The following is a 25,668-nucleotide window of genomic DNA, read 5'->3' as shown; positions in this document are numbered from 1 at the left end:
TTTGTCGCTTTCGCCGGGCTTTTCCCGGTTGTGTACGGAGTCAGCGGCCGAGCGCGTACGCGAGCGCTTCGCGCAGGTCAGCGACGAGGTCCGCGCTGTCCTCGACGCCCGCGGAGAACCTGACGAAGCCCTCCGGCACCGCGTCCCCGCCCCAGCGCCCGCGCCGCTCCGCGGTCGAGCGCACGCCGCCGAAGCTCGTCGCCTCGTCGACCAGCCGCGCCGCGCCCAGGAACCGCTCCGCCGCCGCCCGGTCCGGCAGCGTGAACGCCACCACGCACCCGTACCGCCCGGCGCGCATCTGGCGCGCGGCGAGCGCGTGCGCGGGGTCGGACGGCAGGCCGGGGTGGCGCACGTCCCGTACCCCCGGCGTCGCGCGCAGCGCTTCGGCCACGGCGAGGGCGTTCGCCGCCTGGCGCCCGGTGCGCAACTCCAGCGTCGCCAGCGAACGGTGCGCGAGCCACGCCTCCATCGGCCCGGGGATGGCGCCCGCGGTCTTCCGCCAGGTGCGCAGCCGGCGGGCGAGCGCGGGGTCGCGGGTGACGGCGTAGCCGAGGAGGACGTCGCCGTGGCCGGTGAGCGCCTTGGTGCCGCTGGCGACGGAGAGGTCGGCGCCGAGCTCCAGGGGGCGCTGGCCGAGGGGGGTCGGCAGGGTGTTGTCGACGGCGACGAGCGCGCCCGCGGCGTGCGCGGCGGCGGCGAGGCGGCGGATGTCGCAGACGTCGAGGCCGGGGTTGGAGGGGGTCTCCAGCCACAGGAGGCGGGCGCCGTCGAGGAGTTCGGCCTGGGCGTCGCCGGCGGTGGGGGCGGTGCGGACGTCGGTGCCGTGCTCCTGGAGGAGGGCGCGGAGGCCGCCGGGGACGAGGTTGTAGCCGTCGGAGGGGAGGACGACGTGGCCGCGGGGCGCGCCCCCGTCCCGCGGCGGTCCGGGGACGGCCATGAGGGCGGCGGTGATCGCGGCCATGCCGGAGGCGAAGGCCACGGCCTCGGCGGGGACGCCGGGCGACTCCAGCTCGGCGAGGGCGGCTTCGAGGCGGGTCCAGGTGGGGTTGGCGTCGCGGCCGTAGTCGTAGGGGGCGGCGGTGACGTCGCCGGGGAGGTGGTAGTGGGCGGCGAAGACGGGGCCGGGGAGGGCGGGTTCGTACGGCTCGGGGGCGGGGAGGCCGGCGCGTACGACGCGGGTGGCGTCGGCTGCGGCCGAGTCGGCCGCTTCGGGTGTTTCGGGTGTTTCGGGTGTTTCGGCGGTGTGCCGCGGGGGCGGGTCCGCGTGCGGGGTGTCGTCCGGGGTCATCGGCCGGCTCCTTCCAGGGCCGCGCGCGCCGCGGCGCCGCACTGCGCGCCGTAGCCGGCGCCGAACAGCGCGGCGTGCACGAGCAGATGGTGGAGTTGGTACAGCGGCACCCGGCCGCGGCGGCCGGGCAGCGGGCGCACCTCCTCGTACGCCGCGAGCAGCCGCCCGAGCTGCGGGCAGCCGAAGAGCTCCAGGAACGCGAGGTCGACCTCGGGATGGCCGCCCTGCGCGGCGGGGTCGATGAGGTACGCGCGGTCGCCCGCCGACCACTGCACGTTGCCGGACCAGAGGTCGCCGTGGATGACGGCGGGCGGCTGCGGCGGGCCCGTGACCTGGTCGATCACGTCGCAGAGGCGCTCGACGGCGCGGGTGTCGGCGGGTGTGAGGGCGCCGTTGTCAGTGGCGAGACGTAGAAAGGGAAGCAGCCGGTGCCCGGCGTAGAAGGCGGGCCAGTCAGCGGGGGAGGCAGGCGCATGTCCGGTGTGCTCAGGGGGTGGTTCCGGAGCCGGATCCGGAGGGCCGGGGGTGTCCGCGGTGCCGGGCGGGTCCGGTGTTCCCGGTGGGCCCGGGGACGGCAGCGGGAGCGAGCCGATGTAGGCGGGCCAGGGGGTGCCGAAGGCGGCGGCGGGGGTGGCGTGCAGCGCGGCGAGGTCGCGGCCCAGCCGCTCGGCCTGCGCGGCGGTCGCGGGGCCCGGCTCGACCCACTCCAGCAGGATCATCCCGGGCTCCTCGCCGAGCACGGCGGGGACGGGGACGGTGCCGGTCTCCGCGAGGAGGCGCAGGCCGTGTGCTTCGGCGGCGAAGAAGTCCGCGGGGGCGCCGGCGCGGGTCTTGGCGAAGACGCGGCGGCCGTCGGCGAGTTCGAGGCGGTGCGCGGCGGAGATGTCCCCGCCGCCGACGGGGCGCGCGGTCCGTACGGGAGCGCCGGCGAGCGCGGCGGCGCGGGCCTCGACGGCCCGGGGGGCGTTCCCGGCGCCCCGCGCGGCGCCGGCCGGCGGGGGGCTCACGGCCGGGCGGTGAGTTCGTCGCGTACGGCCTGGAGCAGGCCCTCGGCGGCGGTCTCGATCAGGTCCAGAGCCTCTTCGAAGCCGCGGGTGCCGCCGTAGTACGGGTCCTCGACGTCGGTCAGGTCGAGGTCGGGCGCGAAGGAGAGCAGCAGCCGCACCTTCTCGGCGTCGACGGGCGTCGGCGCGATCTTGAGCAGCCTGCGGACGTGCCCGCCGTCCAGGCCGAGGACGAGGTCGCGCTCGGCGAACCAGTCGGGCGTGAACTGCCGGGCGGTGTGCGCCAGCTCGTAGCCGTGCCCGGTGAGCACGGCGGCGGCGCGCGGGTCGGCGGCTTCGCCGATGTGCCAGCCGTCGGTGCCGGCGCTGTCCACCTCGATCTCGCCGTCGAGCCCCGCTTCCGCGACCCGGGCGCGGAAGACGGCCTCGGCCATCGGCGAGCGGCAGATGTTGCCGGTGCAGACGAAGCAGACGCGGAAAGGCGCGGGGAGGGGGCGTTCGCTCGTTCGCATGCGCTCCATCCTGCCTCAGCCGGGGCGCGGGCGCCCGGTGCCGGCGGCCGGTTCCCGCGCCGGTTCCCGGCCCCGGAGGGCGCCGCTCCGGTCCGTACCGGTGTGCGCGGCCGTCAGTCCCGGTCCAGGGCCATGCTCGTCGCCCACGACACGATGCTGATCACCAGTCCGCCGAGCACCGCCGTCCAGAATCCGTCCACATGGAAGCTCAAGTCCGCTTTGTCCGCGATCCAGGAGGTGAGCATCAGCATCAAGGCGTTGATCACGAGCGTGAAGAGCCCGAGGGTGAGCACCAGCAGCGGCAGCGACAGGAGTTGCACGAGGGGCTTGACGATGAAGTTCACGACGCCGAAGATCAACGCGACCAGCAGCAGTGTGACGGCCTTGTCGGCGTTGTCGTGACCGGTCAGCCCGATGTCGGGGATCAGCCAGACCGCGACCGCGAGGGCCGCCGCGTTGGCGAGGGTCTTGATCAGGAAAGTCTTCATGGGTGGATCGTTCCAGAGGTAGTCGGGAGCACCATGGACGCGGAGGATGGGGCACGATGAAGGCATTCCGGCTGGACGACCTCGAGGCGGAGCGCCGTGCGAACGACGGAGCGTACCTGCAGTTCGTGCGCGAGCGGAACATGTCGGTGGGCCTCTACGCGCTGGACGCGGGAGCGTCCGATCCGCAGCAGCCCCATCGCCAGGACGAGGTCTACGTGATCATGAGCGGTCGCGGCTCCGTCACCGTCGGCGACGAAACCCTGCAGGTCGGCAGGGGCTGCGTCGTCTACGTACCGGCGGGCGTACCGCATCGTTTCCACCACATCACCGAGGATCTCCGGGTTCTGGTGGTCTTCTCTCCACCCGAGGCGTGAATCAGTCCCTCAGGGTCGCCTCAGGGTTCGTTCCGGGGTGGACCGGGGCAGGGGGCACTCCCATCCGCCCGCCCGGCGTCCTAGCATCGAAGGCACCGGGACAACCCCGGCGTACCGGAGGAGGAATGACCGTGTCCGTGAAAGAGATCACCGCGGGACTGCCGTGGTGGGTGACGTGGGTGCTGATCCCGGCGATCGTGCTGGTGGTCTTCGGCAGCCTGATCATGGCGCTGGTCGGCTTCATCATCGGCCTGCTCTTCAAGGTGCTGCTGGCCGCGGCGCTGATCGCGGGTGCGATCTTCCTGGTGCGGAAGTTCATGACCGCGTCGTCGTCGAAGAACGACTGGTAGCCGGCCGGCTCCCCCGTCTCCGGCGCTACCTCCGGCGCCGCCGTCCGCCGCCGCCCCGGCGGCGGGAGCGGCCCTCGGGGGGAGCCGCGGCAGGGCCGGAGCCCGTGCCCGCCGCCCGGCCCCCGGGGTCCCCAGGGGCACCCGGCCCCCAACCCGGTCCCGTACGCGGATCCGCTCCCGTACCCGTACCGGCACCCGGGCCCCAGCTCCCGCCCGGTTCCGCACCCGGCACCGGTCCCGGTCCCGATCCCGGCCCCGCCCCGTGGCGGCGGTCGGCGGAGACGACGAGCGCCGCGAGCCCCGTCGTCAGCGGCACCGACGCGACCAGCCCGATGCTGCCCACGAGGGTCCGTACGATCTCCTCGGCGACGAACTCGCTCGTCGCCACCGTGCCGACGCCCTGGTCGGCGATCGTGAAGAGCAGCAACAGCGGCAGCGCCGCCCCCGCGTACGCGAGGACCAGCGTGTTCACCACCGACGCGATGTGATCGCGCCCGATCCGCATCGCGGACGCGTACAACTTCCGCCACGACGCCGACGGATCGGCCTGCCGCAGCTCCCACACCGCGGACGCCTGCGTCACCGTCACGTCGTCGAGCACTCCGAGCGAGCCGATCAGCACCCCCGCGAGCAGCAGCCCGCTCATGTCGATGTCCGGGTACTGGGTGTGGATGAGCCCCGTGAAGTCGTCGGTGTTCCCGGTCAGTTTCGACCAGCCGATGAACAGCGACCCCAGCAGCCCGATCAGCAGCAGCGACACGAGCGTGCCCAGGGCGGCCACCGACGTACGCACGTTGAAGCCGTGACACAGATAGAGCGCGATCAGCATGATGGCGCTGCCCCCGACCACCGCCACCACCAGCGGGTTCGACCCGTCGAGGATCGCCGGCAGGATGAAAAGGATCAGGATCGCGAAGCTCACCGCGAGCGCCGCGAGCGCCGCGAGCCCGCGCAGCCGCCCGACGACGACCACCGCCACCGCGAACAGCAGCGCCAGCGCCGTCATCGGCACGGTGCGTACCACGTCGGAGACGGCGTACTGCAGCTCGCGCGGCGCCTTCGGCGAGTAGGAGACGACGAGCTCCTGCCCCACCTCGTACCGCCGGGACGCGTCGGGCGCGACGATCTCCGTGAAGGCCCGCCCGGCGTGCTTGCCCGACGTCACCTCGATCGTCGCCTGCTCGCACACCGCGTCCTCGTCGGGCCGCGGCTCGTCGGTGTCGCCCCCGCCGCCCGGCGGCCCCTGCTCCTGGATCTGTGCGCCCACGTCCGCGCACTTCACCTCCTCGACCTTCGTGACCTTCGCCCGCTGCCGCTCCTGGTCGAAGCCGATGCCGCTGCGCTCGCCCGCCGGTTCACTCCCCGGCCAGAGCGCGATCAGCCCGGCGAGCACCGCCAGCGCGAAGGGGACGAGCACCGCGGCGATCACCCTGCGCAGCCGGTGCGAGGCGGGCGGGGCGGGGACGCCGTGGTGGTGGCTGTGCGCATGTGTCACCGCCAGATCATCGCAGGAGTGCCCCGGGGCCCTCTTTCGTACCGGTGCGTGCAGCGGTTAGCGTGGTCGGCGAAATGCACACCGCGGGAGCTCGGAGCACCGGGCTGAGAGGGCGCTGACGGATCCGGATCCGGACCGAGGCTGCGCCGACCGCCGAACCTGTTACCGGGTAATGCCGGCGTAGGGAGTGGGTCTCCATGACCGTTTCGGATGCACGTACGCCCGCCACCGGGGACTCCGCGGAATCCGCGAAGTCCGCGGAAACCAGCGCGATCGGCTGGCACAAGGACCACCTCGAGCACCCCGCACGGCCCGACATCAGGGTCCCGGTGCGGCGCGTGCACCTCACCAACGGCCAGGACGTGACGCTGTACGACACGTCCGGGCCGTACACCGACCCGACCACCGACACCGACGTACGCCGCGGGCTCACCCCGCTGCGCGACAACTGGATCATCGCCCGCGGCGACACCGAGGAGTACCCGGGCCGCCCGCCCCGCCCCGAGGACGACGGCCTCAAACACACCTCGCCCCGCGGCGGCCTGCGCAACCTCGACGCCGTCTTCCCCGGCCGTCCGCGCCAGCCGCGGCGCGCCCGCGGCGCGGCCGTCACCCAACTCGCGTACGCCAGACGCGGGGAGATCACCGCCGAGATGGAGTTCGTCGCGCTCCGCGAGCGCGTCGAGCCCGCCTTCGTCCGCGACGAGATCGCGGCCGGCCGCGCCGTGCTCCCCGCGAACGTCAACCACCCCGAGTCCGAACCGATGATCATCGGCAAGAACTTCCTGGTGAAGGTGAACGCCAACATCGGCAACTCGGCCGTCACCTCCTCCATCGAGGAGGAGGTGGAGAAGATGACGTGGGCCACCCGCTGGGGCGCCGACACGGTCATGGACCTGTCCACCGGCCGCAACATCCACACCACCCGCGAGTGGATCCTGCGCAACTCCCCCGTGCCCATCGGCACCGTGCCGCTCTACCAGGCACTGGAGAAGGTCGACGGCCGCGCCGAGGAACTGAGCTGGGACGTCTACAAGGACACCGTCCTCGAACAGTGCGAGCAGGGCGTCGACTACATGACCGTCCACGCCGGCGTCCTGCTGCGCTACGTCCCGCTCACCGCCCGCCGCAAGACGGGCATCGTCTCCCGCGGCGGCTCCATCATGGCCGCCTGGTGCCTGGCCCACCACCGGGAGTCGTTCCTCTACACCCACTTCGACGAGCTGTGCGAGATCCTCGCCGCGTACGACGTGACGTTCTCCCTCGGCGACGGCCTGCGCCCCGGCTCGATCGCCGACGCCAACGACGAGGCGCAGTTCGCGGAGCTGCGCACGCTCGGCGAACTGAACCGGATCGCGAAGTCCCACGGCGTGCAGACCATGATCGAGGGCCCGGGACACGTCCCGATGCACAAGATCAAGGAGAACGTCGACCTCCAGCAGGAGATCTGCGAAGAGGCCCCGTTCTACACCCTCGGCCCCCTGGCCACCGACATCGCGCCCGCCTACGACCACATCACGTCCGGCATCGGCGCGGCGATGATCGCCTGGTGGGGCACGGCGATGCTCTGCTACGTCACCCCGAAGGAACACCTCGGCCTCCCGGACCGCGACGACGTCAAGACCGGCGTCATCACGTACAAGATCGCCGCCCACGCCGCGGACCTCGCCAAGGGCCACCCGGGCGCCCAGGACTGGGACGACGCCCTGTCCGACGCCCGCTTCGAGTTCCGCTGGGAGGACCAGTTCAACCTGGCCCTGGACCCGGACACGGCCCGCGAGTTCCACGACGCGACCCTCCCGGCGGAGCCGGCGAAGACGGCCCACTTCTGCTCGATGTGCGGCCCGAAGTTCTGCTCGATGAAGATCAGCAGGAACATCACGGAACGCTTCGGCTCCGACGACCAGGCGGAGCTGACCGCGGAGGAGATCGAACGCGGCATGCTGGAGAAGTCCAGGGAGTTCGCCGCCACGGGCAACCGCGTCTATCTGCCTCTCGCGGACTGACCCCGGCACCCCGGCCCCGAGCGGGCCCGGCCGGAGTGCTCCCCGAGGGCTCCGGCCGGGCACGGCCCCTTCGTACCTCCGGCTACGCCCGGTCGGCCGCGCCCAGGTAGAGGCGGGCGAGGCGTGGCAGGCGTTTCTGCATCTCCCCGTCGTCGTCGAAGTCGAAGTCCTCCCCCATGTCGGGTGCCGTGCCGGCCTCGCCGTCCGCCGGCCGGTACGCCGCCCACGCCTCGTGGAAGGCGTCCCTGCTGCCCGTCAGCCGCTCGAAGGCGGCGCCCGCCGCGTAGTTCACCTCCTCGTGGAACAGGACCTCGTCGTGGCCGTCCCGCGCGGCCTCGGCGACGGCCGGGTGCTCGGCGAGGCTGTCCGGCGCGGCCACGGCGCGCTCGTACCACTCGCGGCCGAGGGATATCACCCCGGCGCGGAAGTCCATGAAGCTGTCGTCCGAGCAGCCCCCGCCGATGAGATACGCCGCCGCCCACACGTCCCAGCGGTACAGGGCACCGTGCACCTCGCCGAACCGCTCCGCGTACGCCAGGATCTCCCGCCGGGGGAGTCCCGCGAGGAGCCCCACGAGCGCCTCGTCGAAGGGCACGCCGTCCGCCGCCGCGGAGGAGCGCGCCGATTCGACGAGATGCCAGAACCGGTCGATGTCCATGGCCCGTACTGTGGCAGCCCTCACTGACATTCCGGTCTCATCCCGTAAAGCCATTGCATGGCGGCGGACGGCGTGGGACATTGGCCGCCGTCCGCGCCCGCGGACGCCTCCGCCGGCCGTCCGCCGGCGCACTCACGGTGAGGAACGAAGCCTTTGATCCCGGCGCCCGTCAGCGGCCGCCGTCGGCGCCGAGCGGCCCGCCCGCTTCCGTAGCGGAGCCGCCCGCTCTTCAGCGCCGGACACGCCCGTCCCGTACGGCGGCCCCACGCTCTCTCCTGTCTGCGCACGTCAGAGACTTCGTGAGGTCGATACCACCATGGCTACCCCCATGGACAAGCAGGTCCAGAACTTCGCCGTCGCCAACCTCCGCCGCCGCCCCGACGTCGTCGAGACCGGCGGCTTCGTCGCCGGCTTCGCCGCCGACACCGACAGCCCTTACCTCAACTACGCGACCCCGCTGCCCGGCACCGCCCCCACCCCCGCCGACGTCGCCGCGCTCGTGGGCGCGTTCCGGGAGCGGGGGCTGCTGCCGCGGCTGGAGTTCGCGCCGCAGGCCGCGCCGCTGGTGGCGGGGGCGCTGCGGGCGGCGGGGTTCGCGACGGAGGCCGTGCACGAATACCTCGTCTGCACCCCGCACACGTACACCGCTCCCCTGCCCGGCGGCAGTCATCCGCGGGTGGAGACCCCCACCACCGACGCGGAGTTCCGGGTGCTGGACGCGGCGCTCGCCGAGGCGTTCGGCGGCGCCTTCGCCGCGTCCGCGGAAGGCGCGGCGCGGCTGCGGCGGCTGGGGGAGGACGGCGGGGAGGTGCGGTTCGTACGGGCCGGGGACGGCGGCTGCGCCGGCGGCGCGACGTGCTCGCCGCCGGCCGAGGACACCGCCGAACTCGCCGGCGTCGGCACCCGCCCCGCGCACCGGCGCCGCGGCGTCGCGGCGGCGGTGACCGCGGCGCTGACGGCGGCGATGTTCGAGCGCGGGGCGGGGTCGGTGTGGCTGGAGTCCTCCGGTGCGGGCTCCCGCGGCACGTACACCCGCGTCGGCTACCGCCCCGGCGGCACCCGCCTGTACGTCTCCCTGCCCGACTAGACCCGGGGCGGCGGGCTGCGGCCGGCTGCCGCCGCCCGGAAGATCACCTCACCCCGGGACCGTACCGCGGGCGGGGCGCGCGGGTCACGACTCCGGGCGCCCGCAGGGGGCATGACTCCGGTCGGAACTCCGGCGGGCGGGGCTCCGCTGGTCAGAGCTCCGGTTGCCAGGGCTGGACCCGGAAGTCGCCGGTGCCGCCCTTGACCTTCTCGAACGGGGCGGAACTCACGCACGGCACAAGGTCCTCGTCCTCCACCGGGCTGCCCGTGGCCGCCCAGCTGTAGCCGAGACGGTCGTGGCGGCCCTGGTCGTGGACGGTGACGCCGACGCGCAGGCCCTTCGCGCCGGGGAGGTCGGTGTCGGTGATGACACCGGAGACGACGGCGACCTTGCCGCCGGTGACGAGGCAGTCGACGTCGGCCTCCGCCCACGCGCCCTCGCCGCCGAGGTAATGGCTGAAGCGGAACGTGCCGGTCGCCTGGCGGGGGTTGTCGTTGTGCTTCGCGGCGAGGCGGGCGTCGAAGGAGAACGTGATGTCGTCGCCGAGCGACCGGGTGAGCTTCGCGGTGCCGGTCAGGGAAGCGGCGGGCCGCTGCCCGCGGTCGGCGCCCGGGGCGCTGTCCGTGCCGCCTGCATCGTGGACGTTCCTGGCGCCGCGGTCGTCGGTGCGGGCGTCGCCGGCCGCGGCGGCGGTGCCGGCAGTGGCCGTCGCGAGCAGGGCGGCGGCGAGGGCGACGGCGCGAAGGCGGTTGCTGCGTACGTAGCGCAAGAGAGCTGCTCCTCAAGGGCTGTCGGCCCGGACGATCCGGGTTTCAGCAGCCTCGCCCGCGGCGGGGGCGCGCCGCGTCAGCCCGCGGCGGCAAGCGACGTACCCCCGTGGTCTGTCCCACCACCCGTTACCGCTACCTCCCCGGCATGACACGCTGTACCTGACCAGGGCAGGCTCCCGGCCACCGGCCGCGGAACCACGCCGCGGCGCCGGGCGTCCCCCACGGAACCACGGTGCGCCGCGCACAGCCTGCCGTGCGCCGCACGTCATACGCCACCACAGCCGCAACCACGGCCACCGCCACAGCCGCCGCCACAGCCGCAGTCCGACCGCATCGGAGAGGGATCGAGTCCATGGCCACCGCACCGCTCGCCAAAGGCGCCAACCTGCCCGTCGACGCCCCCGCGGTACGCGCCGAACTCTCCTGGTCCGAAGGCCCCGGCGTACCCGACGTCGACGCCTCGGCGCTGCTGCTCACCGCCGCCGGCCGGGTCCGCGACGACGGCGACTTCGTCTTCTACAACCAGCCGCAGCACACCTCCCAGGCGGTCACCCACCTCGGCAAGCAGCAGGCGGGCGGCCGCTACACCGACTCGGTCGAGGTGCTGCTGAAATCCCTGGGCCCGGGCATCGAACGCGTCGTTCTGTGCGCCTCGGCCGACGGCGGCACCTTCGGCCAGGTGCCCGGCCTGTCGCTGCGGCTCCTGGACGCCGGAACGGGCGCCGAACTCGCCCGCTTCGACATGGAGGCGACGACGGAGACGGCGTTCGTCGGCGGCGAACTGTATCTGCGCGGGGGCCGCTGGAAGTTCCGCGCGGTGGGCCAGGGCTACGCCTCCGGACTCGCCGGCCTGGCCACCGACTTCGGCATCACGGTCGACGACTCCCCGCCCCCTCCCTCCCCCACCCCGCCCCCGGCCACCCTGCCACCTCCCGCGCCCGCGGCCCCTGCGGCACCACCGCCCGCACCGGCATCGCCCACCCCGCCCCACGCGCAGACGCCCCCGGCTTCGCAGGCACCCGCGCCCCCGGCGCCGCAGGCACCCATGCCTCCGGCTCCTGCGCCGGCAGCGCCCGCGCCGCAGGCACCCGCCGGCGCGCCGCCTCCCGCGCCTTACCCGTCGGCCGCCCCCGCCGCGCCACCCGCCCCAGGCGCGTACCCCGCACCGGCGCCGGCCGCCTCACCCGCCGCTTCCGGCGGGCCGCGGCTGGTCAAGGGCGAGGAGCACCTGCCCGTCGACATGCGCAAGCGGCTGTCGCTCCGCAAGGAGCAGGTGGCCATCAGCCTGCGCAAGCACGGGGCCGCGGATATCTCCGCGCGCGTCATCGTCGTGCTGGACGCCTCCGGCTCCATGACCCGCCTCTACGCCCAGGGCGTCGTCGCGGACGTCGTCGAGCGCATGGCCGCGGTCGCCGCGGAGCTGGACGACGACGGGGCCATGCAGGCGTGGACGTTCGCCTCCCATCCGGCCCGGCTTCCGGACCTGTTCCTGGGGGACCTCCCCGAGTGGCTGCGACTGCACGTACGTGTCGGGCAGCTCGCTCTCTTCCGCCCCCGCAAGAAGCGCAAGGGCCTGGAGAACGGCCAGATCGACATGCGGATGGTCGGTATCCAGAACGAAGAGCAGAAGGTCATCGCCGAAGTCCGCGCCTACGTCCGGGAGAACCCCGCTCCCGATCCCACACTCGTGCTGTTCTTCTCGGACGGCGGGGTCTACCGCAACGCGGAGATCGAGCGCGAGCTGCGCGAAGCGGTCGAGGAGCCGATCTTCTGGCAGTTCGTGGGCCTGGGAGCCTCCGACTACGGCGTACTGGAACGGTTCGACAGCCTCGGTGGCCGCCGCGTCGACAACGTCGGCTTCTTCTCCGTCGACGACATCAGCGGACTCCCCGATCCGCAGCTCTACGACCGCCTCCTCTCTCAGTTCCCCGGCTGGATCACCGCCGCCCGCAGCGCACGCATCCTCTGACCTTCCTTCACCCCCGACTCCACCAAGTGACAGCACCGCCGAGCCGCCCCGCCCGTCCGGCCCGCCGGACCGTCAGCGGGCGGCCGCGGCCGTGTGGGGGACGAGCTCGGCTATGACCGCGTCCCACAGCTCCGGGGGCGGCATCTGGTGGCCCATCCCCCGCAGCGGTACGAGCCTGGCCCCCGGGATCTCGCGGGCCAGCGCCTCGCCGTGGGCGTAGGGGAAAAGGGGGTCGTCCGTGCCGTGGAGCACGAGGGTCGGCGCGGTGATGTCGCCAAGGGAGAGCGCGTCCTGCTCTTTTCCGTCGTCGAGAAGCCAGTGGTTGGCGGCCGCGGCGGGGGCGGGACTGCGGTCGAAGGCCCGCCCGGCGACGCGGCGCACACGCTCCTCGTCGACCGGGATGGCGCCGGCGAAGGTGTGTTCACCGGCGAGGAAGTAGGCGAGGACCGACTCGCGGTCCGACCAGTCCGGCCCCGGCTGCGGCTCCGCGAACTTCCGGGCCAGTTCGTCGCTCATCGGCGGCAGCTCGGGCCGGTCGGGCCCACCCGGCGCCGCCGGGCTCGTGGCGATCAGCGTCAACGAGTCGACCCGGCCGGGATATCGCGCCGCGATGACCTGCGCCATGCCGCCGCCCATCGAGACGCCCACGAGGTGCGCGGAGCGGAGGCCGAGCGCGTCGAGCAGCCCGATCACGTCGGCGATCAGATCCTCGCCGCCGTACGTCGGCGCACCGACCGGGAACGTCGTGGACCGGCCCGTGTCGCGCGTATCGAAGCGGACGACATACCGCCCGGCCGCGGCCAGGCGTGAGCAGAAGCCGTCCTCCCACCAGTCCATCGACGCCTCCGCGCCCCCGATCAGGAGGATCGGCGGATCCGCGGCAGCGCCGAACGCCTGCGTACAGATGTCGACCTCCCCGACCCGCACCAACCGCTCCGCCTCGGGCCGGACTTCCGCCGTGCCGTTCATGACTCGCCTCCCTCACCTGGCTTTTTCGAAGGCTACTACACTTCTCGAAGTGTGTGCTACATTTTTCGTAGCGAATTTGGCAGGGGGAGGAGTGCGGAGATGGCGAGGGACGGCGGCGACGAGAGGCGGACGTACGGGCAGGCGTGCCCGATCGCGCACGCGCTCGACATGATCGGCGAGCGCTGGGCGCTGCTGGTCGTGCGCGAGCTGCGTCTGGGCCCCCGCCGCTACGCGGACCTCCAGGCCGCGCTCCCCGGCATCGGGCCCAGCGTGCTGTCCCAGCGCCTGCGCGATCTGGAGCGGTTCGGCGTGCTCGCCCGGCGTGCGCTGCCGCCGCCCGCCTCGGCGAAGGTGTACGAGCTGACGGAGTGGGGCAGCGAGCTGGAGCCGGTCTTCGCCGCCCTGCGCACGTGGGGGCTGCGCTCCCCGGTGATACCGCTGGAGGGGGTGCTGACCTCCGACACCGTGCTGCTCGGGTTGCGCGCCTTCTTCCAGCCGCAGCCGCACGCGGCGTGGTCGGCGAGCTACCGCATAGAGCTGGAGCGCGAGGTGTACCGGGTGGAGGTCGCCGACGGCGAGTTGACCGCGGTGCGGCGCGGCGAGGAGCCGCCGTCCCCGGACGTCGCGGTGACCACGGACCACGACACGCTGCAGTCGGTGCTGTCCCACGAGCGCCCGCTGTCCGAGGCGGTCGAGGCGGGAGAGCTGACGGTCGAGGGCGACGGGGACGTGATGGAGCGCCTGGTCGAGGCGGTCCAGCGGAGCTGAGGCCCCGGCCTGCCGCTCCACGTCGGACAGGCGCCTCGACCGCCGCCCCGGTCCTCGGCCTGACGCCGGGGCGCCGGGCGCCGGATCACCACACGGGGCGCAGCGGGGGGAGGTCGTCGCCGGCCAGGCCGTGGACGAGGCGGAGGAGTTCGGTGCGGAGGAGGGGGGTGTCGGTGCCCGTGCGGCGGGCGAGTTCGGCTTCGAGGTCGTGCAGGACGTCCCCGGCGATGTGGAGGTGCCGGCGGGCGGCGTCGGTGAGGACGACGAGCTTGCGCCGGCCGCCGGCGGGGTGGGCTTTGCGGAGTACGTAGCCGCGGCGCTCCAGGTCGTCGACGAGTTGGCCGGCGGCCTGTTTGGTGACGCCGAGCCTGGCGGCGAGTTCGCTGCTGGTGGCGCCTTCGGTGCCGAGGATCTGGAAGATCATGCCGTGCACCGGCCGCAGGTCGGGGTAACCGGCGGCGGCCACCCTCTCGTTGAACTCGGTGAGCACGAGCTGGAAGGCCATGCCGAGCAGGAACAGCAGCTCGGGCGTCGGCGGGCTGTCGTGGTCGCGGGTCACGGGGACATCTTGACACGGTTGAGTAAACCTCCTTTACTCAAGGCATCCGAGTAAAGGAGCTTTACACGTATGAAGGTCATCACTCCCGCCCCCGACCGGACCGTCACCACCCCGAACGCCTCCATGGAGTCCCTTGCCACCCCCTCCCGGGGCAGCACCGCGCTCAGCACCTGGCGGGTGCGCATGGACGCGGGCCGGTCCGGGCCGGTGCACGCCATCGACCGCGAGCAGGTCTGGATGGTCATATCCGGCTCGCTCACCGTGACCTGCGACGGCCGTACCGAGACCGCCGCCGCCGGGCAGGCGGTCCTGCTCCCGTCCGGCGTACCGCGGCGGCTCGGCGCGGCCGAGGGGACCGGCGCCGTCGAGGAGCTGGTGGCGATGGAGGCCGGCGGCAGCGCCGTCACCGAGGACGGCGCGCGGCACGCCCTGCCCTGGGCGGAGTAGGGCGCGCCGCTACGGCGGCGCTGTCTTCGGCCCGTATCGCCGGCAGGTCCTGCCGCGGGTCGCTCCCTTCGTGGCGTACGGAACCGCCCGCCACCCGTACCGTCCGTGAGGCGGCCGCCGTACCCGCGGTGCCTGCCGCGCGGCGCTCCAGCCTTGCGGAGAGGAACGCGAGGGCCAGGCCGGAGGCGGCGAGGGCGGCGCCGACCCAGTTGGGGGCGGTGTAGCCGAGACCGGCGGAGATGACGAGGCCGCCGAGCCATGCGGCGAGGGCGTTGCCGAGGTTGAACGCGCCGACGTTGACGGCGGAGGCGAGGGTGGGCGCGGCGGCGGCCTGGTCCAGCACCCGCTTCTGCAGCGGCGGCACGGTCGCGAAGCCGAAGAACCCGACGAGGAAGATGCTCACGGCCGCCGCGGGCTTGCTGTGTGCGGTGAGCGTGAACAGCGCCAGCGTCGCGGTCAGGGCGCTGAGTGCGACGTACAGCATCGGCATCAGGGCGCGGTCCGCGAAGCGCCCGCCGATCAGGTTGCCGCCGACCATGCCGAGGCCGAAGAGGGCGAGGAGCCAGGTGACGGAGCTGTCGGCGTAGCCGGTGACCTCGGTCATCATAGGCGCGATGTAGGTGATCGCGGCGAAGACCCCGCCGAAGCCGATGACGGTCATGCCCATGGCCAGCAGCACCTGGACGTTGAGGAACGCGGCCAGTTCACGCCGGAGGCCGGTGGCGCCGGGGGAGGAGGGTTCCCCGGGCGTCTGCGGCAGGTCAGGTACGAGCCTGGCCACACCCGCGAGCCCGACGACCCCGATCGCCGCGACCGCGAGGAACGTGGCCCGCCAGCCGACGGTCTGCCCGAGGAGCGTGCCGCCGGGGACGCCGACGACGTTGGCCACGGTCAGCCCCGTGAACATCATCGCGATGGCCCCGGCCCGCTTGTCCCGGGCGACGAGCCCGGCGGCGACGACCGCGCCGATGCCGAAGAACGCGCCGTGCGCGAGCGAGGCGACGACGCGTCCTGCGAGCAGGATGCCGAAGGCGGGCGCGAGCGCGGAGATGACGTTGCCGGCGATGAACAGGCCCATGAGGCTCATCAGCATCCGCTTGCGCGAGACGCGGGTGCCGAGCGCGGTGAGCAGCGGGGCGCCGCCGAAGACGCCGAGGGCGTAGCCGGTGGTGAGCCAGCCGGCGGTGGGGACGGAGACGGAGAACTCGTCGGCCACCTCGGGCAGCAGGCCCATGACGACGAACTCCGTGGTGCCGATCCCGAAGGCGCCGATGGCGAGCGCGAGCAGCGCGAGAGGCATGCGGGACTCCTGCGGTGGGTGCGGGGGCTGCCATTTACCAAGCGTCCACAATAATTGTGCACGCTGATTCTTGCAAACGCGGGCTATTGCGGGGTGGAGTAACCTGGGAGTCAGGACGGCGTACGCACGCACTGCACTCACGGGACGCGGAGGCGCTCATGGCGGCCACAGCCGAGCAGCTCGACGAACTGGCCCGGGGCTGGGTGGCCCTGGCATCCCTGCACGCCCGCATCGAGACCCACGTGGAGCGCACGCTCCAGCGCACGCACCGGCTGAGCGCCCGCGAGTACTCCGTACTGGACGCTCTCAGCCGCCAGGACGACTTCCACCTGCGCATGAACCAGCTCGCCGACACCGTCGTCCTCAGCCAGAGCGCCACCACCCGCCTCGTCACCCGCCTCGAGGACCGCGGCCTGCTCAGCCGCCACCTCTGCCCGGACGACCGCCGCGGCATCTACACCGAGGTCACCCCCGCCGGCCGCCGCCTCCTCGCCGAAGCCAGGCCCGGATACGAGGCATCCCTGCGCGCCGCGCTCGACGAGGCCGCGAAGCGGCCGGAGTTGGCGCCGCTGGTGGCGGCGGTGGAGGCACTGGAGGCCCCCGCCCCTGCGGCGTACGCGACATAGGAGCGCGTACGGCGGCGGGGCGGCGCGCAGGGCGCCGGCGGGCGCATACGGCATGGGGCGCGCCCCGGCGGCACGCGTAGGGTCGGCACCATGACCGACCTGGCAATCCGGCGCGCCACGGCCGCCGACGTCCCCGCCATCGTGGCGATGCTTGCCGACGACCCCCTGGGCGCCACCCGCGAGAGCCCCGGCGACCCCGCCCCGTACGAGGATGCGTTCGTGCGCATCGACGCCGACCCCGGCCAGCACCTCGTCGTCGCCGAACGCGACGGCCGCGTCGTCGGTACGGTCCAACTCACCGTCATCCCCGGGCTGTCGCGGCGGGGCGCGACGCGGGCGCTCATCGAAGCGGTGCGCGTGCACCGCGAGGAGCGCGGGGGCGGCCTGGGGACGCAGCTCATCGAGTGGGCCGTCGAGGAGGCGCGACGACGCGGGTGCGCGGTCGTGCAACTCACGTCCGACGCTACGCGCACGGACGCGCACCGCTTCTACGAGCGGCTGGGGTTCGCGGCGTCGCACGTGGGGTTCAAGCGGATGCTGTAGGGGGCGTGGTGGGGCAGGAGCCGGGGGGCGTACGGGCTCGCAACTGGCCGCCCCGGGCTCCGGACAGGCCCGGAGGGACGAGCCCGTTGCATCGAATCGTCCCTTGTCAGAAGGCTATCGGCGGGGAGGATCCGAAGTTATCCACAGACCTGAGCGGGCCGGGGTGAGCTTCGGCATACTGCCACTATGCAGATCACGACAGAGCAGCGACGAGCCCGTATCGGCGTGCGGCATGCGCTGGCGCCGGCCGCCCGCGCGGCCTCGCCCGTCGCCGCCGCTAACGCGGTCGTGGCGCTGCATGCGACGGACGCGGCGACCGTCTTCCTCTCCGCCTGCGCGCGGATGAGGGAGCCCGGAGTCACGCCCGTCGAGCGCGCGCTCTACGAGGAGGTGGCGCTGGTGAAGCTGCTGTCCATGCGGCGCACGCTCTTCGCGGTCAGCCGTGAGCTGGCGCCCGTCGTGGACGCGGCGGCGGCCCGCGCCATAGCGGCCCGCGAGCGCGCCACCTTCCTCAAGCACCTCAAGGACTGGAACGGCCTGGACGAGGCGTGGCTACAGCGCGCCGAGGCCGCCGCGCTGGCCGTGCTCAAAGACAGGGGCGAGGCGACCGGCAGCGAGATATCCGCCGCCGAGCCGCTGCTGCGCACGAAGATCACGGTCTTCCCGGGCAGCCGCCAGGAGACGCAGCAGGGCGTGACGACGCGCGTGCTGCGGATGCTCGCCTGCGACGGGCACATACGCCGCGGGCACCCGCGCGGGTCATGGACGTCGAGCCAGTTCCGATGGGCGCCCGGCGAGGACTTCGGCGGCATGGACGTCGCCGAGGCGCAGACGGAGCTGACCAGACGCTGGCTGTACGCGTACGGGCCGGCCACCGAAGCGGACCTCGTGTGGTGGACCGGCTGGACGAAGACCGCCGCGCGCAAGGCGCTGGCCGCGACCGGCGCCGTGGCGGTGGAGCTGGACGAGGGCACGGGGTTGGTGCTGCCGGACGACACCGAGCCGGTCGCGCAGCCGGAGCCGTGGGCGGCGCTGCTCCCCGGGCTCGACCCGACACCGATGGGCTGGAAGGAACGCGACTGGCACCTTGACCCCGGCTACCGCAAGGCGCTTTTCGACGGCAGCGGCAACGTGGGGCCGACGGTGTGGTGGAACGGCGAAGTCGTCGGCGGCTGGGCGCAACGACAGGACGGAGAGGTGGTGTGGCGGATGCTCAGGGACGTGGGCGGCGAGGCGGAGCGCGCAGTGGCCGCGGAGGCCGAGCGGCTGGCGGCATGGGTGGGCGACGCCCGGATAACGCCGAGGTTCCGCACGCCGCTGGAGAAGGAGCTGGCCGCATAGGGCCGTCCATCCGGGCGGAGCCTCCCACGTCTGCTGCCGGGGCTTCGGGGGCGACCTGCTTCCTGCGTCCCGTGTCCCGTGTCCCGTGTCCCGTGTCCCGTGGGGCGGGAGCGGGGTTACGTCCAGCCGCGGGTGCCGCCGGGGACGGGGGCGTCCGGGTCGTACGGTTCGCGGGTGAAGACGAAGGTGCCCAGGTCGAGGTGCGACACCTCACCGTCCGCCGCACGCTCCACCCGCAGCGTCTCACCGGCGCAGTAGCCGTCGACCGCCGTCCACGTGCCGTCCGCCTCCGGGCGGAGCCGGGAGGCGTAGCCGTTGCCGGTGAGCGGCCCCAGGTCCAGCCACCGGTCCTCCTTCAGCCGCAGCACGTGCGGGTTCGCGCCCCAGTACCACGGGCCCGTGAGGGCGAGCAGCTCCGGATCCACCGCATCCGCGGCCAGCGGACGCCACGGCTCGGGGATGCGCGGCTCGTGCCGCAGCACGGTGCCGATCAGATCGGCGGCCAGGCCGGAGACGGACACGCCGGAAGTGACGTTCGTGAGGACGACCGCGCTCACGTCCTCGTCGACATCGGAAAGGAGGCAGGCGAGGAACCCGGGCATGGAGCCGGTGTGGCCGGCGAGCACCGTGCCGTCGCGACGGATGAGCTGCATGCCCAGCCCGTACCCGCTGTCCCACGACGCGGCCTCGGGGGCAACGGCGGGGGTGCGCATCTCCGCCAGCGTGCCGGCGCAGAGCACCCGGTCGTCGCCGCGTACGAGGAAGGCCGCGAACCGGGCCAGGTCGCCGGCCGTGGACCACAACTGGCCCGCGGGGGCCATCCGGCCGGTGTCGTGCAACGGCTCGGGCTGCATGACGTCGGCCCACGGATGGACGGCGAACCCGCCGGCGTGGGGGGCCTCGGGCAGCGGTGTCGTACGCCGCAGGTCCAGCGGCTCCAGCAGCTCGCGTCGCAGCACGTCGTCCCACGGTGCGCCGCGCAGTGCCTCGACGACCGCGCCGAGGTACGCGAAGCCGGGGTTGGAGTAGTGGTACCGGCGGCCCGCCGGGTGGCGGGTGGGGTCGCCGTCGAAGAGTGCACCGAGCTCGGGGCGGAGCGTGCCCGGGGTCCGCTCCCACCAGGGACCGCGGGGCTCGGCGCCGATACCGGAGCTGTGAGAGAGGAGTTGAGCGATGGTCACCGCGGGGGCCTGAGTGCCCGGGACGTGCTTGCCCAGCGGATCGGCGAGGTCGAGAAGGCCCTCGTCGCGCAGCCGGAGCACCAGCACGGCGACGAACGTCTTGGTGAGCGAGCCGACGCGGTACTGGGTGTCGGTGGTCGGCTCGTGCCCGTCGACCATCGAGCGGGCGCCGGACCAGACGGTCTCCCCGTCGCGTACGACGGCCGCGACGAGCGAAGGCGTACGTCCCTCGCGCTGCGCGACCGCGAGCCGGTGGCGCAGGGCGCGGGCGGTGGCGGGAAGCAGGGCGTCGTCATACGGCGGCATGGGGCGCAGCCTAGCCGCGGCCCGTTGGTGCGGAGCGCGGGAGTTTCGGCGCCGCGGCCGGCGGCGCCGCGGGTGGCGTACCAGACGGTGGCGATCACCAGCACGCAGCCGGCGTACTGCGTCGCCGTGGGCCGCTCGCCGAGGAACGCGACGGCGGTGGCGACGGCGAGCACCGGCTGGAGCAGGAGCAGTGCCGCCCCGGTGGCCGGGGCGAGCCGGGGCAGAGCGGGGGTGATGAGGAGCAGGGCGAGAACCTGGCCGAGCGCGGCCAGCGCGGCCAGCCAGCCGAGGGCGGCGGGCTCGGGCGTCGGATCGATACCGGTCCACAGCGCGCCGAGGACGCCGGAGGCGATGGCGGCGGAGAACGTCGCGGCGCACACAGGCACGGCGATGTGCGGGCGGGGAGGGGAGGGAGCGGAAGGGTTCGTGCGGGGGCGGGTGCCGGCCAGGCGGGTGAGGAAGAGGTAGGCGGCGAAGGCGACGCCCGCGGCGGTGCCGTAGAGGATGCCGGTGACGGGGTTGCTGCCCGGTTCCGGGTCGCCGATCGCGCCGCCCGCGAGCGCCACCCCGGCGAGCAGCACCGGCGCCGTGAGCCAGAAGCCGCGCGGCAGCGGCGTACGGGTCAGGAGGCGGGCCAGCAGCGGGAAGACGATCACCTGGATGTTGAGCAGCACGGTCGCGATGGACGCGCCGACGTCCCTGATGCTCGCCGCCCAGAACACGAAGTCGACGCCGAGCAGCAGCCCCGCCGCCAGGTCCGTGAGCACCGGGCGCCTGGCCCGGGGGCCGAGGCGGCGGAGTTCGACGGCCGCCAGCGGGGCGAGCAGCAGCAGTGCCAGCAGGCAGCGCAGGAAGGCGGCGGTGCCGGCGTTCACGTCGGAGAGCTTCACGAAGATCGCCGACAGCGAGATGCACGCCGAGCCGCCGACGACCATCGTCGCCGGGGTGGCCAGCCGGGTGAAGAGGCCCGAGGCGAGTCCCCGGTCGACGTGTGGGGCATGGTCCTGGGCGAGGCTCCGGGCGGCGCCCCCGTCGCCGCTCCCCTCGTGGTCCCGGGCGGCGGAGTTGCCGGCCGGCCGGCTTTCGGACGGTATGTCCCCCTGGCTGTCCTGGCTCTCCCCGCCGACTCGCATGCTCCTCACTCTGCCTCCCCGCTCCCACAAGAAAAAGCGATGATTCATTGCCCTCAAGCATTAGCATCACTTTGTGTTCAGCTTGGAGCGCCTCCGTGCCCTCGACGCCGTCGCCGTCCACGGCACCATCGCGCGTGCCGCCGAATCGCTGCACGTCACCGCCTCCGGTGTCTCGCAGCAGCTCGCCAAGCTGGAGCGCGAGTCCGGGCAGCGGCTGCTGGAGCCGTACGGGCGCAGCGTCCGCCTCACCCACGCGGGACAGGTGCTCGCCGCGCATGCCGCCCGGGTGTGTGCGCAGGTCGCCGAGGCCGAGGCGGATCTCGCCGATCTGCAGGACGAGATCCTCGGCCCGCTGCGCCTCGGCGGCGTCGGCAGTTCGCTGCGTGCGCTGCTGCCCGAGGTGCTCACCGCCCTCACCGCCTCCCATCCGCGGCTGACCCCCACCGTCGTCGACGGCGAGGTCGTCGAGCTGGTGCCCCGGCTGGTCGGCGGGGAGCTGGACCTGCTGCTCATCGAGAGCTGGAGCAGCCGGCCGATCCGGTTGCCGCAGGGGCTGGCGGTGCGGACGCTGGTGGTCGAGGACGTGCAGTTGGCGGTGCCGGACGCCCACCCGCTGGCCGGCCGCGAGCGCGTCGGCCTCGCCGAGCTGGGCGGTCTCGCCCATCCGACCGGGGCGGCGGTGTGGGCGAGTTGTCCGGTCGGCACCGAGCCGTACGAGGGGCTGACGCAGGCGCTGCGCGAGGTGGGCCTGGAGCCGGAGGTGCGGTACCAGGTGACGGAGTACGCCACGCTTCTCGCCCTCGTGCGGGGCGGGCTGTGCGTGTCGCTCGTACCGGAGATGGCGCAGCGGCCGTGCCCGCCCGGGGTGCGGTTCCTGCCGGTGCGGCCCGCGGTGCGGCGTACGGTGCAGGCCGCGTGGCGGTCCCGGGGTGAGAGTCCGGCCGTACGGGCGTGTGTCGCCGCCCTCGCCGAGGCGGGGCAGGCGGAGGCGGCACGGACGGAGCCCGCGGCGGGCGGATGACCTGCGGGACCTGTCGGTGGCCCGTGCGAGGATCACCGTACGGAGCACAGCCACTGGAGGACAGATGTTCGCGATATCCCTGGGTGACGACGGTGCCGAGCTGCGGCCGCTGGAGCCGTGGCAGGCCGGGGAGTTCCTCGCCCACATGGACCGCGGGCGCGAGTTCATCGGCCGCCACGTCGGCCTCCCCGACGCCACCGCCGACCTCGAGTCCACCCGCGCCTGGCTCCAGTCGTACGCCGACAAGGCCGCCTCCGACTCCGGCCGCCTCTACGGGATCTGGCTCGACGGCCTCCTCGTCGGCGGCGTCCTCTTCCGCGTCTTCGACGCGCGGCAGCGCACCTGCGAGGCGGGTTGCTGGCTGGAACCCGCGGCGGCCGGCCGCGGGCTGGTCACGCGCGCCGCACGCGTGATCATCGACTGGGCGGTGCACGAGCGCGGCGTGGAGCGGGTGGAGTGGCTCGTCTCCGCGGAGAACACCCCGAGCATCAAGGTCGCCCAGCGCCTCGGCATGAGCCGCGAGGCGGTGCTGCGCGCGAAGCACCCCTACCGGGGGGTGCGGCAGGACACGGAGGTGTGGTCGGTGCTGGCGTCCGAGTGGGGCAAGGGGCGGGAGGCGTAGAGGGCTTCCTGCTCGTACGTTCTGCCGTCCGCGCCGTCCGCGCCGTCCGCGCCGTCCGCGCCGTCCGCGCCGTCCGCGCCGTCCGCGCCGTCCGCGCCGTCGGCCTCCGCCCTCGCGCCGTCAGTCCGCCGTGCCCACCGCCTCCAGCAGGACCGGCAGCTTGCGCATGTCGTCGAAGAGCACGGTGTCCGGCCCCGCCAGCCAGTCGGCCGGGGACAGCCCGCCGGTGAAGCCGTACGCGCGCATGCCCGCGGCGCGCGCCGCCTGGACGCCGTAGCGGCTGTCCTCCACCACCGCGCACGCCCGCGGCGCGTAGCCCATCTCCCGGGCCGCGTGCAGGAAGAGGTCGGGCGCGGGTTTGCCGCGGCCGCCGACGTCGGTGGCGGAGTAGATGCGTCCGGCGAAGCGGTCGTACAGCCCGGTCCTGCCGAGGGTGCGGCGCATCCGCTCGTGCCCGCCGCTGGACGCGACGCAGGTGGGCAGGCCGGCGGCGGCGAGCGCGTCGAGCGCGTCGACGACGCCCGGTACGGCTTCGAGGCGGTCGAGGCCGGCGAAGAACTCCTCGTAGTAGCGGGTGCGCCAGGTCTCGTCGGTGCCCGGGCCGAGGCGTTCGACGACCATGGCGCCGACGGATTCCTGGGACTTGCCCATGAAGAGTTCGACGGCGTCGGCTTCGGTGAGCGGCCAGCCGAGTTCCGCCCCCACGGTGACCTGGGCGGCGGCGGCGATGCGCTCGGAGTCGACGAGGACTCCGTCGCAGTCGAATATCACGAGTTCGATGGCTCCGGGCATGGTCACGAGGCTAGCCGAGCCGTGCCCGTACGGGCCGGGCGGCCGGAGCCCCCGGGGCAGTGGCCCGGGGGCGTCAGCGGGCGCCGGGGACGACGAGGCCCGTTTCGTACGCCATGACCACCGCCTGCGTGCGGTCCCGCAGCCCGAGCTTCGCCAGCAGCCGGCTGACGTGCGTCTTCACCGTCTCCTCGCCGACGTGCAGGCGGGCGGCGAGTTCGGGGTTGGACAGGCCCTCGGCGAGGAGCCGCAGCACCTCCGTCTCGCGCGGCGTCAGCGCGGCCAGCGGCGCCGCCGCCCCGTCGCGTTCCGGCCGCGCGGCGCGCAGCCGCGCGAACTCGGCGATCAGCCGCCGCGTGACCCCCGGCGCGAGCAGCGCCTCGCCGGCCGCGACCACGCGCACCGCGTCGAAGAGCCGCTCCGCCGTGACGTCCTTGAGGAGGAAGCCGCTGGCGCCGGCGGCGAGGGCGTCATAGACGTACTCGTCGAGGTCGAAGGTGGTGAGGATCAGCACCTTCGGGTGTGGCGGCTCCGCGGTGAGGCGGGCGGTGGCCTCGATGCCGTCGACGCCGGGCATACGGACGTCCATGAGCACGACGTCGGGCCGCCGGGCGCGGCAGACGCGGACCGCGTCGGCGCCGTCGTGCGCGGTGCCGACGACGTCGAAGTCGGGCTGGGTGGCGAGGAGTCCGGCGAAGCCGGCGCGTACGACCTCGTGATCGTCGGCGACGACGACGCGCACGGTGTCCGTGTCCGCGGTGCCGGTCATGCGGCGGTCTCCTCCCTGCTCGTACGGGTCCGTGCGGGGAGCGTCGCTTCGAGGAGGAAGCCGCCGCCCGCGGCGGGGCCGCTGCGGAGCCGGCCGCCGACGGCGGCGGCGCGTTCGCGCATGCCGGGCAGCCCGTGCCCGCCGCCCGCGAAGCCCGGATCAGGGCCGTGGCCGGGATCCGGACCCGGACCCGGGCCGTTGTCGCGGATGCGCAGGCGCAGGGCGGTGCCGGTGTAGTGGAGTTCGACGTCGACGGCGGCGCCGGGGGCGTGCCGGCGGGCGTTGGTGAGCGCTTCCTGCACGATGCGGTACGCGGTGAGCTCGATGCCCGTGCCGAGGGGGCGCACGGCGCCGCTGACGATGAGCCGGACGGCGGCCCCTGCGGCGTCGCGGGCGCCGTCGAGGAGTTCGTTGAGCTGGGCGAGGCCGGGCGGGGGGCGGCGTTCCGCGGGGGCGGCGCCGGCGTCTTCGCGCAGGACGCCGAGGAGGCGGCGCATCTCGGTGAGGGCGGTGCGGGCGGTGTCGCCGATGTCGCGGAGCCGGCGGGCGCCTTCGTCGGGGAGGCCGGGGGTGGTGAGGCGGGCGGTTTCCGCCTGCACGGAGATCATCGAGATGTGGTGGGCGACGACGTCGTGGAGTTCGCGTGCGATGCGGGCGCGTTCGCCGCGGGCGGCGTGCTCGTAGAGGGCGTGCGCGATGGCGCGTTCGGTGGCGCTGTGCGCGGCGGCGGTGCTGCGGGTGCGGTGGGCGAGGCCGGTGGCGGTGGCGGCGGCGAGGAGGACGGCCGCGGCTACGGCGAGCAGCCGGCCGGCGGCGTCGAGCCGGCCGCCTGCCGCGGTACCGGGGTCGCCGACCGCGTAGCCGGCGAGCGGCAGCACGAGGAGGACGGCGAGGGTGCGGGCGCGGCGGGTGCCGTGGCGGGCGAGGCGGTGCAGGAGGAGCGCCTGGGCGGCGACGCCGGCGGCGACGGGGGCGCCGAGGAGGGCGGCGAGCGGGGCATTCGCGGCGGTCGTGAGGACGGCGGCGGGGGCGGGGTGGGTGCGTAGCAGCGCGACGGGGGCGGCGGCGCCGAAGGCGAGGAGCAGGGCGGCGGTGAGACGGTCGCCTGCGCCTGTGCGCAGGACGGTGTCGACGGCGGCGAGGAGGGTGAGGAGCGCGGCGGCGGCGACGGGCCCGTCGGGGGAGGAGGCGAGGCGGCGCACACCCCTGCCCCCCGCCCACTCCCCCCGTGCTCCCGTCACCCCGTCATTGTCCCTGCGTACGCCCCTTCCGGCGTCCCTCCCGCCCTGGACG

Annotated in this window: 26 protein-coding genes and 1 pseudogene; 12 read left to right on the top strand and 15 right to left on the bottom strand. The window is 74.0% G+C overall.

The window, feature by feature from the left end; all coding sequences use genetic code 11:
• Window positions 1-40 precede the first annotated feature (40 nt).
• The 4 genes from FB457_RS20510 to FB457_RS20495 all read right to left on the bottom strand — a co-directional run bounded on the left by FB457_RS20510 (window position 41) and on the right by FB457_RS20495 (window position 3,292).
• Entirely contained in the window at window positions 41-1,288 is a 1,248-nt protein-coding gene (locus FB457_RS20510) for a cystathionine gamma-lyase (protein WP_347612137.1), read from the bottom strand.
• Window positions 1,285-2,295: a fructosamine kinase family protein gene (locus tag FB457_RS20505; protein ID WP_145782747.1), complete on the bottom strand. Its 1,011-nt coding sequence runs from the start codon at window positions 2,293-2,295 to the stop codon at window positions 1,285-1,287. Before FB457_RS20505 ends, FB457_RS20510 begins: the two co-directional genes overlap by 4 nt.
• The gene (locus tag FB457_RS20500) at window positions 2,292-2,813 is read right to left on the bottom strand and encodes a low molecular weight protein-tyrosine-phosphatase (RefSeq protein WP_047016757.1); all 522 of its coding nucleotides are present in this window, start codon (window positions 2,811-2,813) and stop codon (window positions 2,292-2,294) included. Before FB457_RS20500 ends, FB457_RS20505 begins: the two co-directional genes overlap by 4 nt.
• A 104-nt stretch (window positions 2,814-2,917) precedes the next feature.
• Window positions 2,918-3,292 (bottom strand): phage holin family protein, encoded by a 375-nt coding sequence (locus FB457_RS20495; protein ID WP_047016756.1) that lies wholly within the window; start codon window positions 3,290-3,292, stop codon window positions 2,918-2,920.
• A 56-nt stretch (window positions 3,293-3,348) separates the two neighbouring features.
• On the opposite strand from FB457_RS20495, the gene FB457_RS20490 reads away from it, so the two are divergent.
• On the top strand, window positions 3,349-3,666 hold the full coding sequence (locus FB457_RS20490; RefSeq protein ID WP_047016755.1) for a cupin domain-containing protein: 318 nt from the start codon (window positions 3,349-3,351) through the stop codon (window positions 3,664-3,666).
• A gap of 137 nt (window positions 3,667-3,803) precedes the next feature.
• Window positions 3,804-4,016, top strand: coding sequence for a DUF5326 family protein (locus tag FB457_RS20485; RefSeq protein WP_047020110.1), 213 nt, complete (start codon window positions 3,804-3,806; stop codon window positions 4,014-4,016).
• 25 nt (window positions 4,017-4,041) lie between these two features.
• Here the strand turns inward: FB457_RS20485 and FB457_RS20480 are convergent, their stop codons facing one another.
• On the bottom strand, window positions 4,042-5,511 hold the full coding sequence (locus tag FB457_RS20480; RefSeq protein WP_145782745.1) for a YibE/F family protein: 1,470 nt from the start codon (window positions 5,509-5,511) through the stop codon (window positions 4,042-4,044).
• Between the two features lie 197 nt (window positions 5,512-5,708).
• On the opposite strand from FB457_RS20480, the gene thiC reads away from it, so the two are divergent.
• Window positions 5,709-7,517: a phosphomethylpyrimidine synthase ThiC gene (gene thiC, locus FB457_RS20475; protein WP_047016753.1), complete on the top strand. Its 1,809-nt coding sequence runs from the start codon at window positions 5,709-5,711 to the stop codon at window positions 7,515-7,517.
• Window positions 7,518-7,599: 82 nt separating this feature from the next.
• Here the strand turns inward: thiC and FB457_RS20470 are convergent, their stop codons facing one another.
• Window positions 7,600-8,175, bottom strand: coding sequence for a DUF4240 domain-containing protein (locus FB457_RS20470; protein ID WP_145782743.1), 576 nt, complete (start codon window positions 8,173-8,175; stop codon window positions 7,600-7,602).
• 328 nt (window positions 8,176-8,503) lie between these two features.
• On the opposite strand from FB457_RS20470, the gene FB457_RS20465 reads away from it, so the two are divergent.
• Window positions 8,504-9,262: a GNAT family N-acetyltransferase gene (locus FB457_RS20465; RefSeq protein WP_145782833.1), complete on the top strand. Its 759-nt coding sequence runs from the start codon at window positions 8,504-8,506 to the stop codon at window positions 9,260-9,262.
• Between the two features lie 151 nt (window positions 9,263-9,413).
• On the opposite strand, the gene FB457_RS20460 is transcribed toward FB457_RS20465, so the two are convergent.
• The gene (locus FB457_RS20460; RefSeq protein ID WP_047016750.1) at window positions 9,414-10,031 is read right to left on the bottom strand and encodes a hypothetical protein; all 618 of its coding nucleotides are present in this window, start codon (window positions 10,029-10,031) and stop codon (window positions 9,414-9,416) included.
• A gap of 353 nt (window positions 10,032-10,384) precedes the next feature.
• Between FB457_RS20460 and FB457_RS20455 the strand changes: the two genes are divergently transcribed.
• A complete protein-coding gene (locus tag FB457_RS20455; protein ID WP_145782741.1) occupies window positions 10,385-12,001 on the top strand; it encodes a VWA domain-containing protein in 1,617 nt (538 codons plus the stop codon).
• 72 nt (window positions 12,002-12,073) lie between these two features.
• On the opposite strand, the gene FB457_RS20450 is transcribed toward FB457_RS20455, so the two are convergent.
• The gene (locus FB457_RS20450) at window positions 12,074-12,970 is read right to left on the bottom strand and encodes an alpha/beta fold hydrolase (RefSeq protein WP_047016748.1); all 897 of its coding nucleotides are present in this window, start codon (window positions 12,968-12,970) and stop codon (window positions 12,074-12,076) included.
• A 99-nt stretch (window positions 12,971-13,069) separates the two neighbouring features.
• Between FB457_RS20450 and FB457_RS20445 the strand changes: the two genes are divergently transcribed.
• On the top strand, window positions 13,070-13,738 hold the full coding sequence (locus FB457_RS20445) for a winged helix-turn-helix transcriptional regulator (protein WP_047016747.1): 669 nt from the start codon (window positions 13,070-13,072) through the stop codon (window positions 13,736-13,738).
• Window positions 13,739-13,823: 85 nt separating this feature from the next.
• On the opposite strand, the gene FB457_RS20440 is transcribed toward FB457_RS20445, so the two are convergent.
• The gene (locus FB457_RS20440) at window positions 13,824-14,297 is read right to left on the bottom strand and encodes a MarR family winged helix-turn-helix transcriptional regulator (protein ID WP_078898322.1); all 474 of its coding nucleotides are present in this window, start codon (window positions 14,295-14,297) and stop codon (window positions 13,824-13,826) included.
• A 69-nt stretch (window positions 14,298-14,366) separates the two neighbouring features.
• On the opposite strand from FB457_RS20440, the gene FB457_RS20435 reads away from it, so the two are divergent.
• Window positions 14,367-14,744 carry a cupin domain-containing protein gene (locus FB457_RS20435; RefSeq protein ID WP_145782739.1) on the top strand — a complete coding sequence of 126 codons (378 nt, stop codon included), beginning with the start codon at window positions 14,367-14,369 and terminating at the stop codon, window positions 14,742-14,744.
• On the opposite strand, the gene FB457_RS20430 is transcribed toward FB457_RS20435, so the two are convergent.
• The gene (locus FB457_RS20430; protein ID WP_145782737.1) at window positions 14,701-16,044 is read right to left on the bottom strand and encodes an MFS transporter; all 1,344 of its coding nucleotides are present in this window, start codon (window positions 16,042-16,044) and stop codon (window positions 14,701-14,703) included. The two genes, FB457_RS20435 and FB457_RS20430, sit on opposite strands and share 44 nt — an antisense overlap.
• A gap of 158 nt (window positions 16,045-16,202) precedes the next feature.
• Between FB457_RS20430 and FB457_RS20425 the strand changes: the two genes are divergently transcribed.
• The 3 genes from FB457_RS20425 (at window position 16,203) to FB457_RS20415 (ending at window position 18,554) form a co-directional block, all read left to right on the top strand.
• Window positions 16,203-16,670, top strand: coding sequence for a MarR family winged helix-turn-helix transcriptional regulator (locus FB457_RS20425; RefSeq protein ID WP_047016744.1), 468 nt, complete (start codon window positions 16,203-16,205; stop codon window positions 16,668-16,670).
• Window positions 16,671-16,760: 90 nt separating this feature from the next.
• Entirely contained in the window at window positions 16,761-17,213 is a 453-nt protein-coding gene (locus tag FB457_RS20420) for a GNAT family N-acetyltransferase (protein WP_047016743.1), read from the top strand.
• Between the two features lie 186 nt (window positions 17,214-17,399).
• Window positions 17,400-18,554, top strand: a complete 1,155-nt coding sequence (locus FB457_RS20415) for a winged helix DNA-binding domain-containing protein (RefSeq protein WP_186462020.1) — start codon at window positions 17,400-17,402, stop codon at window positions 18,552-18,554.
• A gap of 116 nt (window positions 18,555-18,670) precedes the next feature.
• Here FB457_RS20415 and FB457_RS20410 read toward each other — a convergent pair whose 3' ends face one another.
• Both FB457_RS20410 and FB457_RS20405 read right to left on the bottom strand, forming a co-directional pair.
• Window positions 18,671-20,041, bottom strand: a complete 1,371-nt coding sequence (locus tag FB457_RS20410; protein ID WP_047016741.1) for a serine hydrolase domain-containing protein — start codon at window positions 20,039-20,041, stop codon at window positions 18,671-18,673.
• Window positions 20,042-20,178: 137 nt separating this feature from the next.
• Window positions 20,179-20,976, bottom strand: a pseudogene (locus FB457_RS20405) (EamA family transporter); the annotation flags it as partial.
• Between the two features lie 271 nt (window positions 20,977-21,247).
• Between FB457_RS20405 and FB457_RS20400 the strand changes: the two are divergent.
• Entirely contained in the window at window positions 21,248-22,195 is a 948-nt protein-coding gene (locus tag FB457_RS20400; protein ID WP_047016740.1) for a LysR family transcriptional regulator, read from the top strand.
• Window positions 22,196-22,259: 64 nt separating this feature from the next.
• Window positions 22,260-22,817, top strand: coding sequence for a GNAT family N-acetyltransferase (locus FB457_RS20395; protein ID WP_047016739.1), 558 nt, complete (start codon window positions 22,260-22,262; stop codon window positions 22,815-22,817).
• A 120-nt stretch (window positions 22,818-22,937) separates the two neighbouring features.
• Here the strand turns inward: FB457_RS20395 and FB457_RS20390 are convergent, their stop codons facing one another.
• The 3 genes from FB457_RS20390 to FB457_RS20380 form a co-directional block, all read right to left on the bottom strand.
• Window positions 22,938-23,609, bottom strand: coding sequence for an HAD family hydrolase (locus FB457_RS20390; RefSeq protein WP_047020107.1), 672 nt, complete (start codon window positions 23,607-23,609; stop codon window positions 22,938-22,940).
• A 73-nt stretch (window positions 23,610-23,682) separates the two neighbouring features.
• On the bottom strand, window positions 23,683-24,375 hold the full coding sequence (locus tag FB457_RS20385; protein ID WP_047016738.1) for a response regulator transcription factor: 693 nt from the start codon (window positions 24,373-24,375) through the stop codon (window positions 23,683-23,685).
• Window positions 24,372-25,616, bottom strand: coding sequence for a histidine kinase (locus tag FB457_RS20380; protein WP_145782735.1), 1,245 nt, complete (start codon window positions 25,614-25,616; stop codon window positions 24,372-24,374). The genes FB457_RS20385 and FB457_RS20380 overlap by 4 nt, the downstream gene beginning before the upstream one ends.
• Between the last annotated feature and the right edge of the window lie 52 nt (window positions 25,617-25,668).

The organism is Streptomyces sp. CNZ287 (genome assembly GCF_007827615.1).
This window is presented reverse-complemented; position numbering and strand designations above follow the sequence as displayed.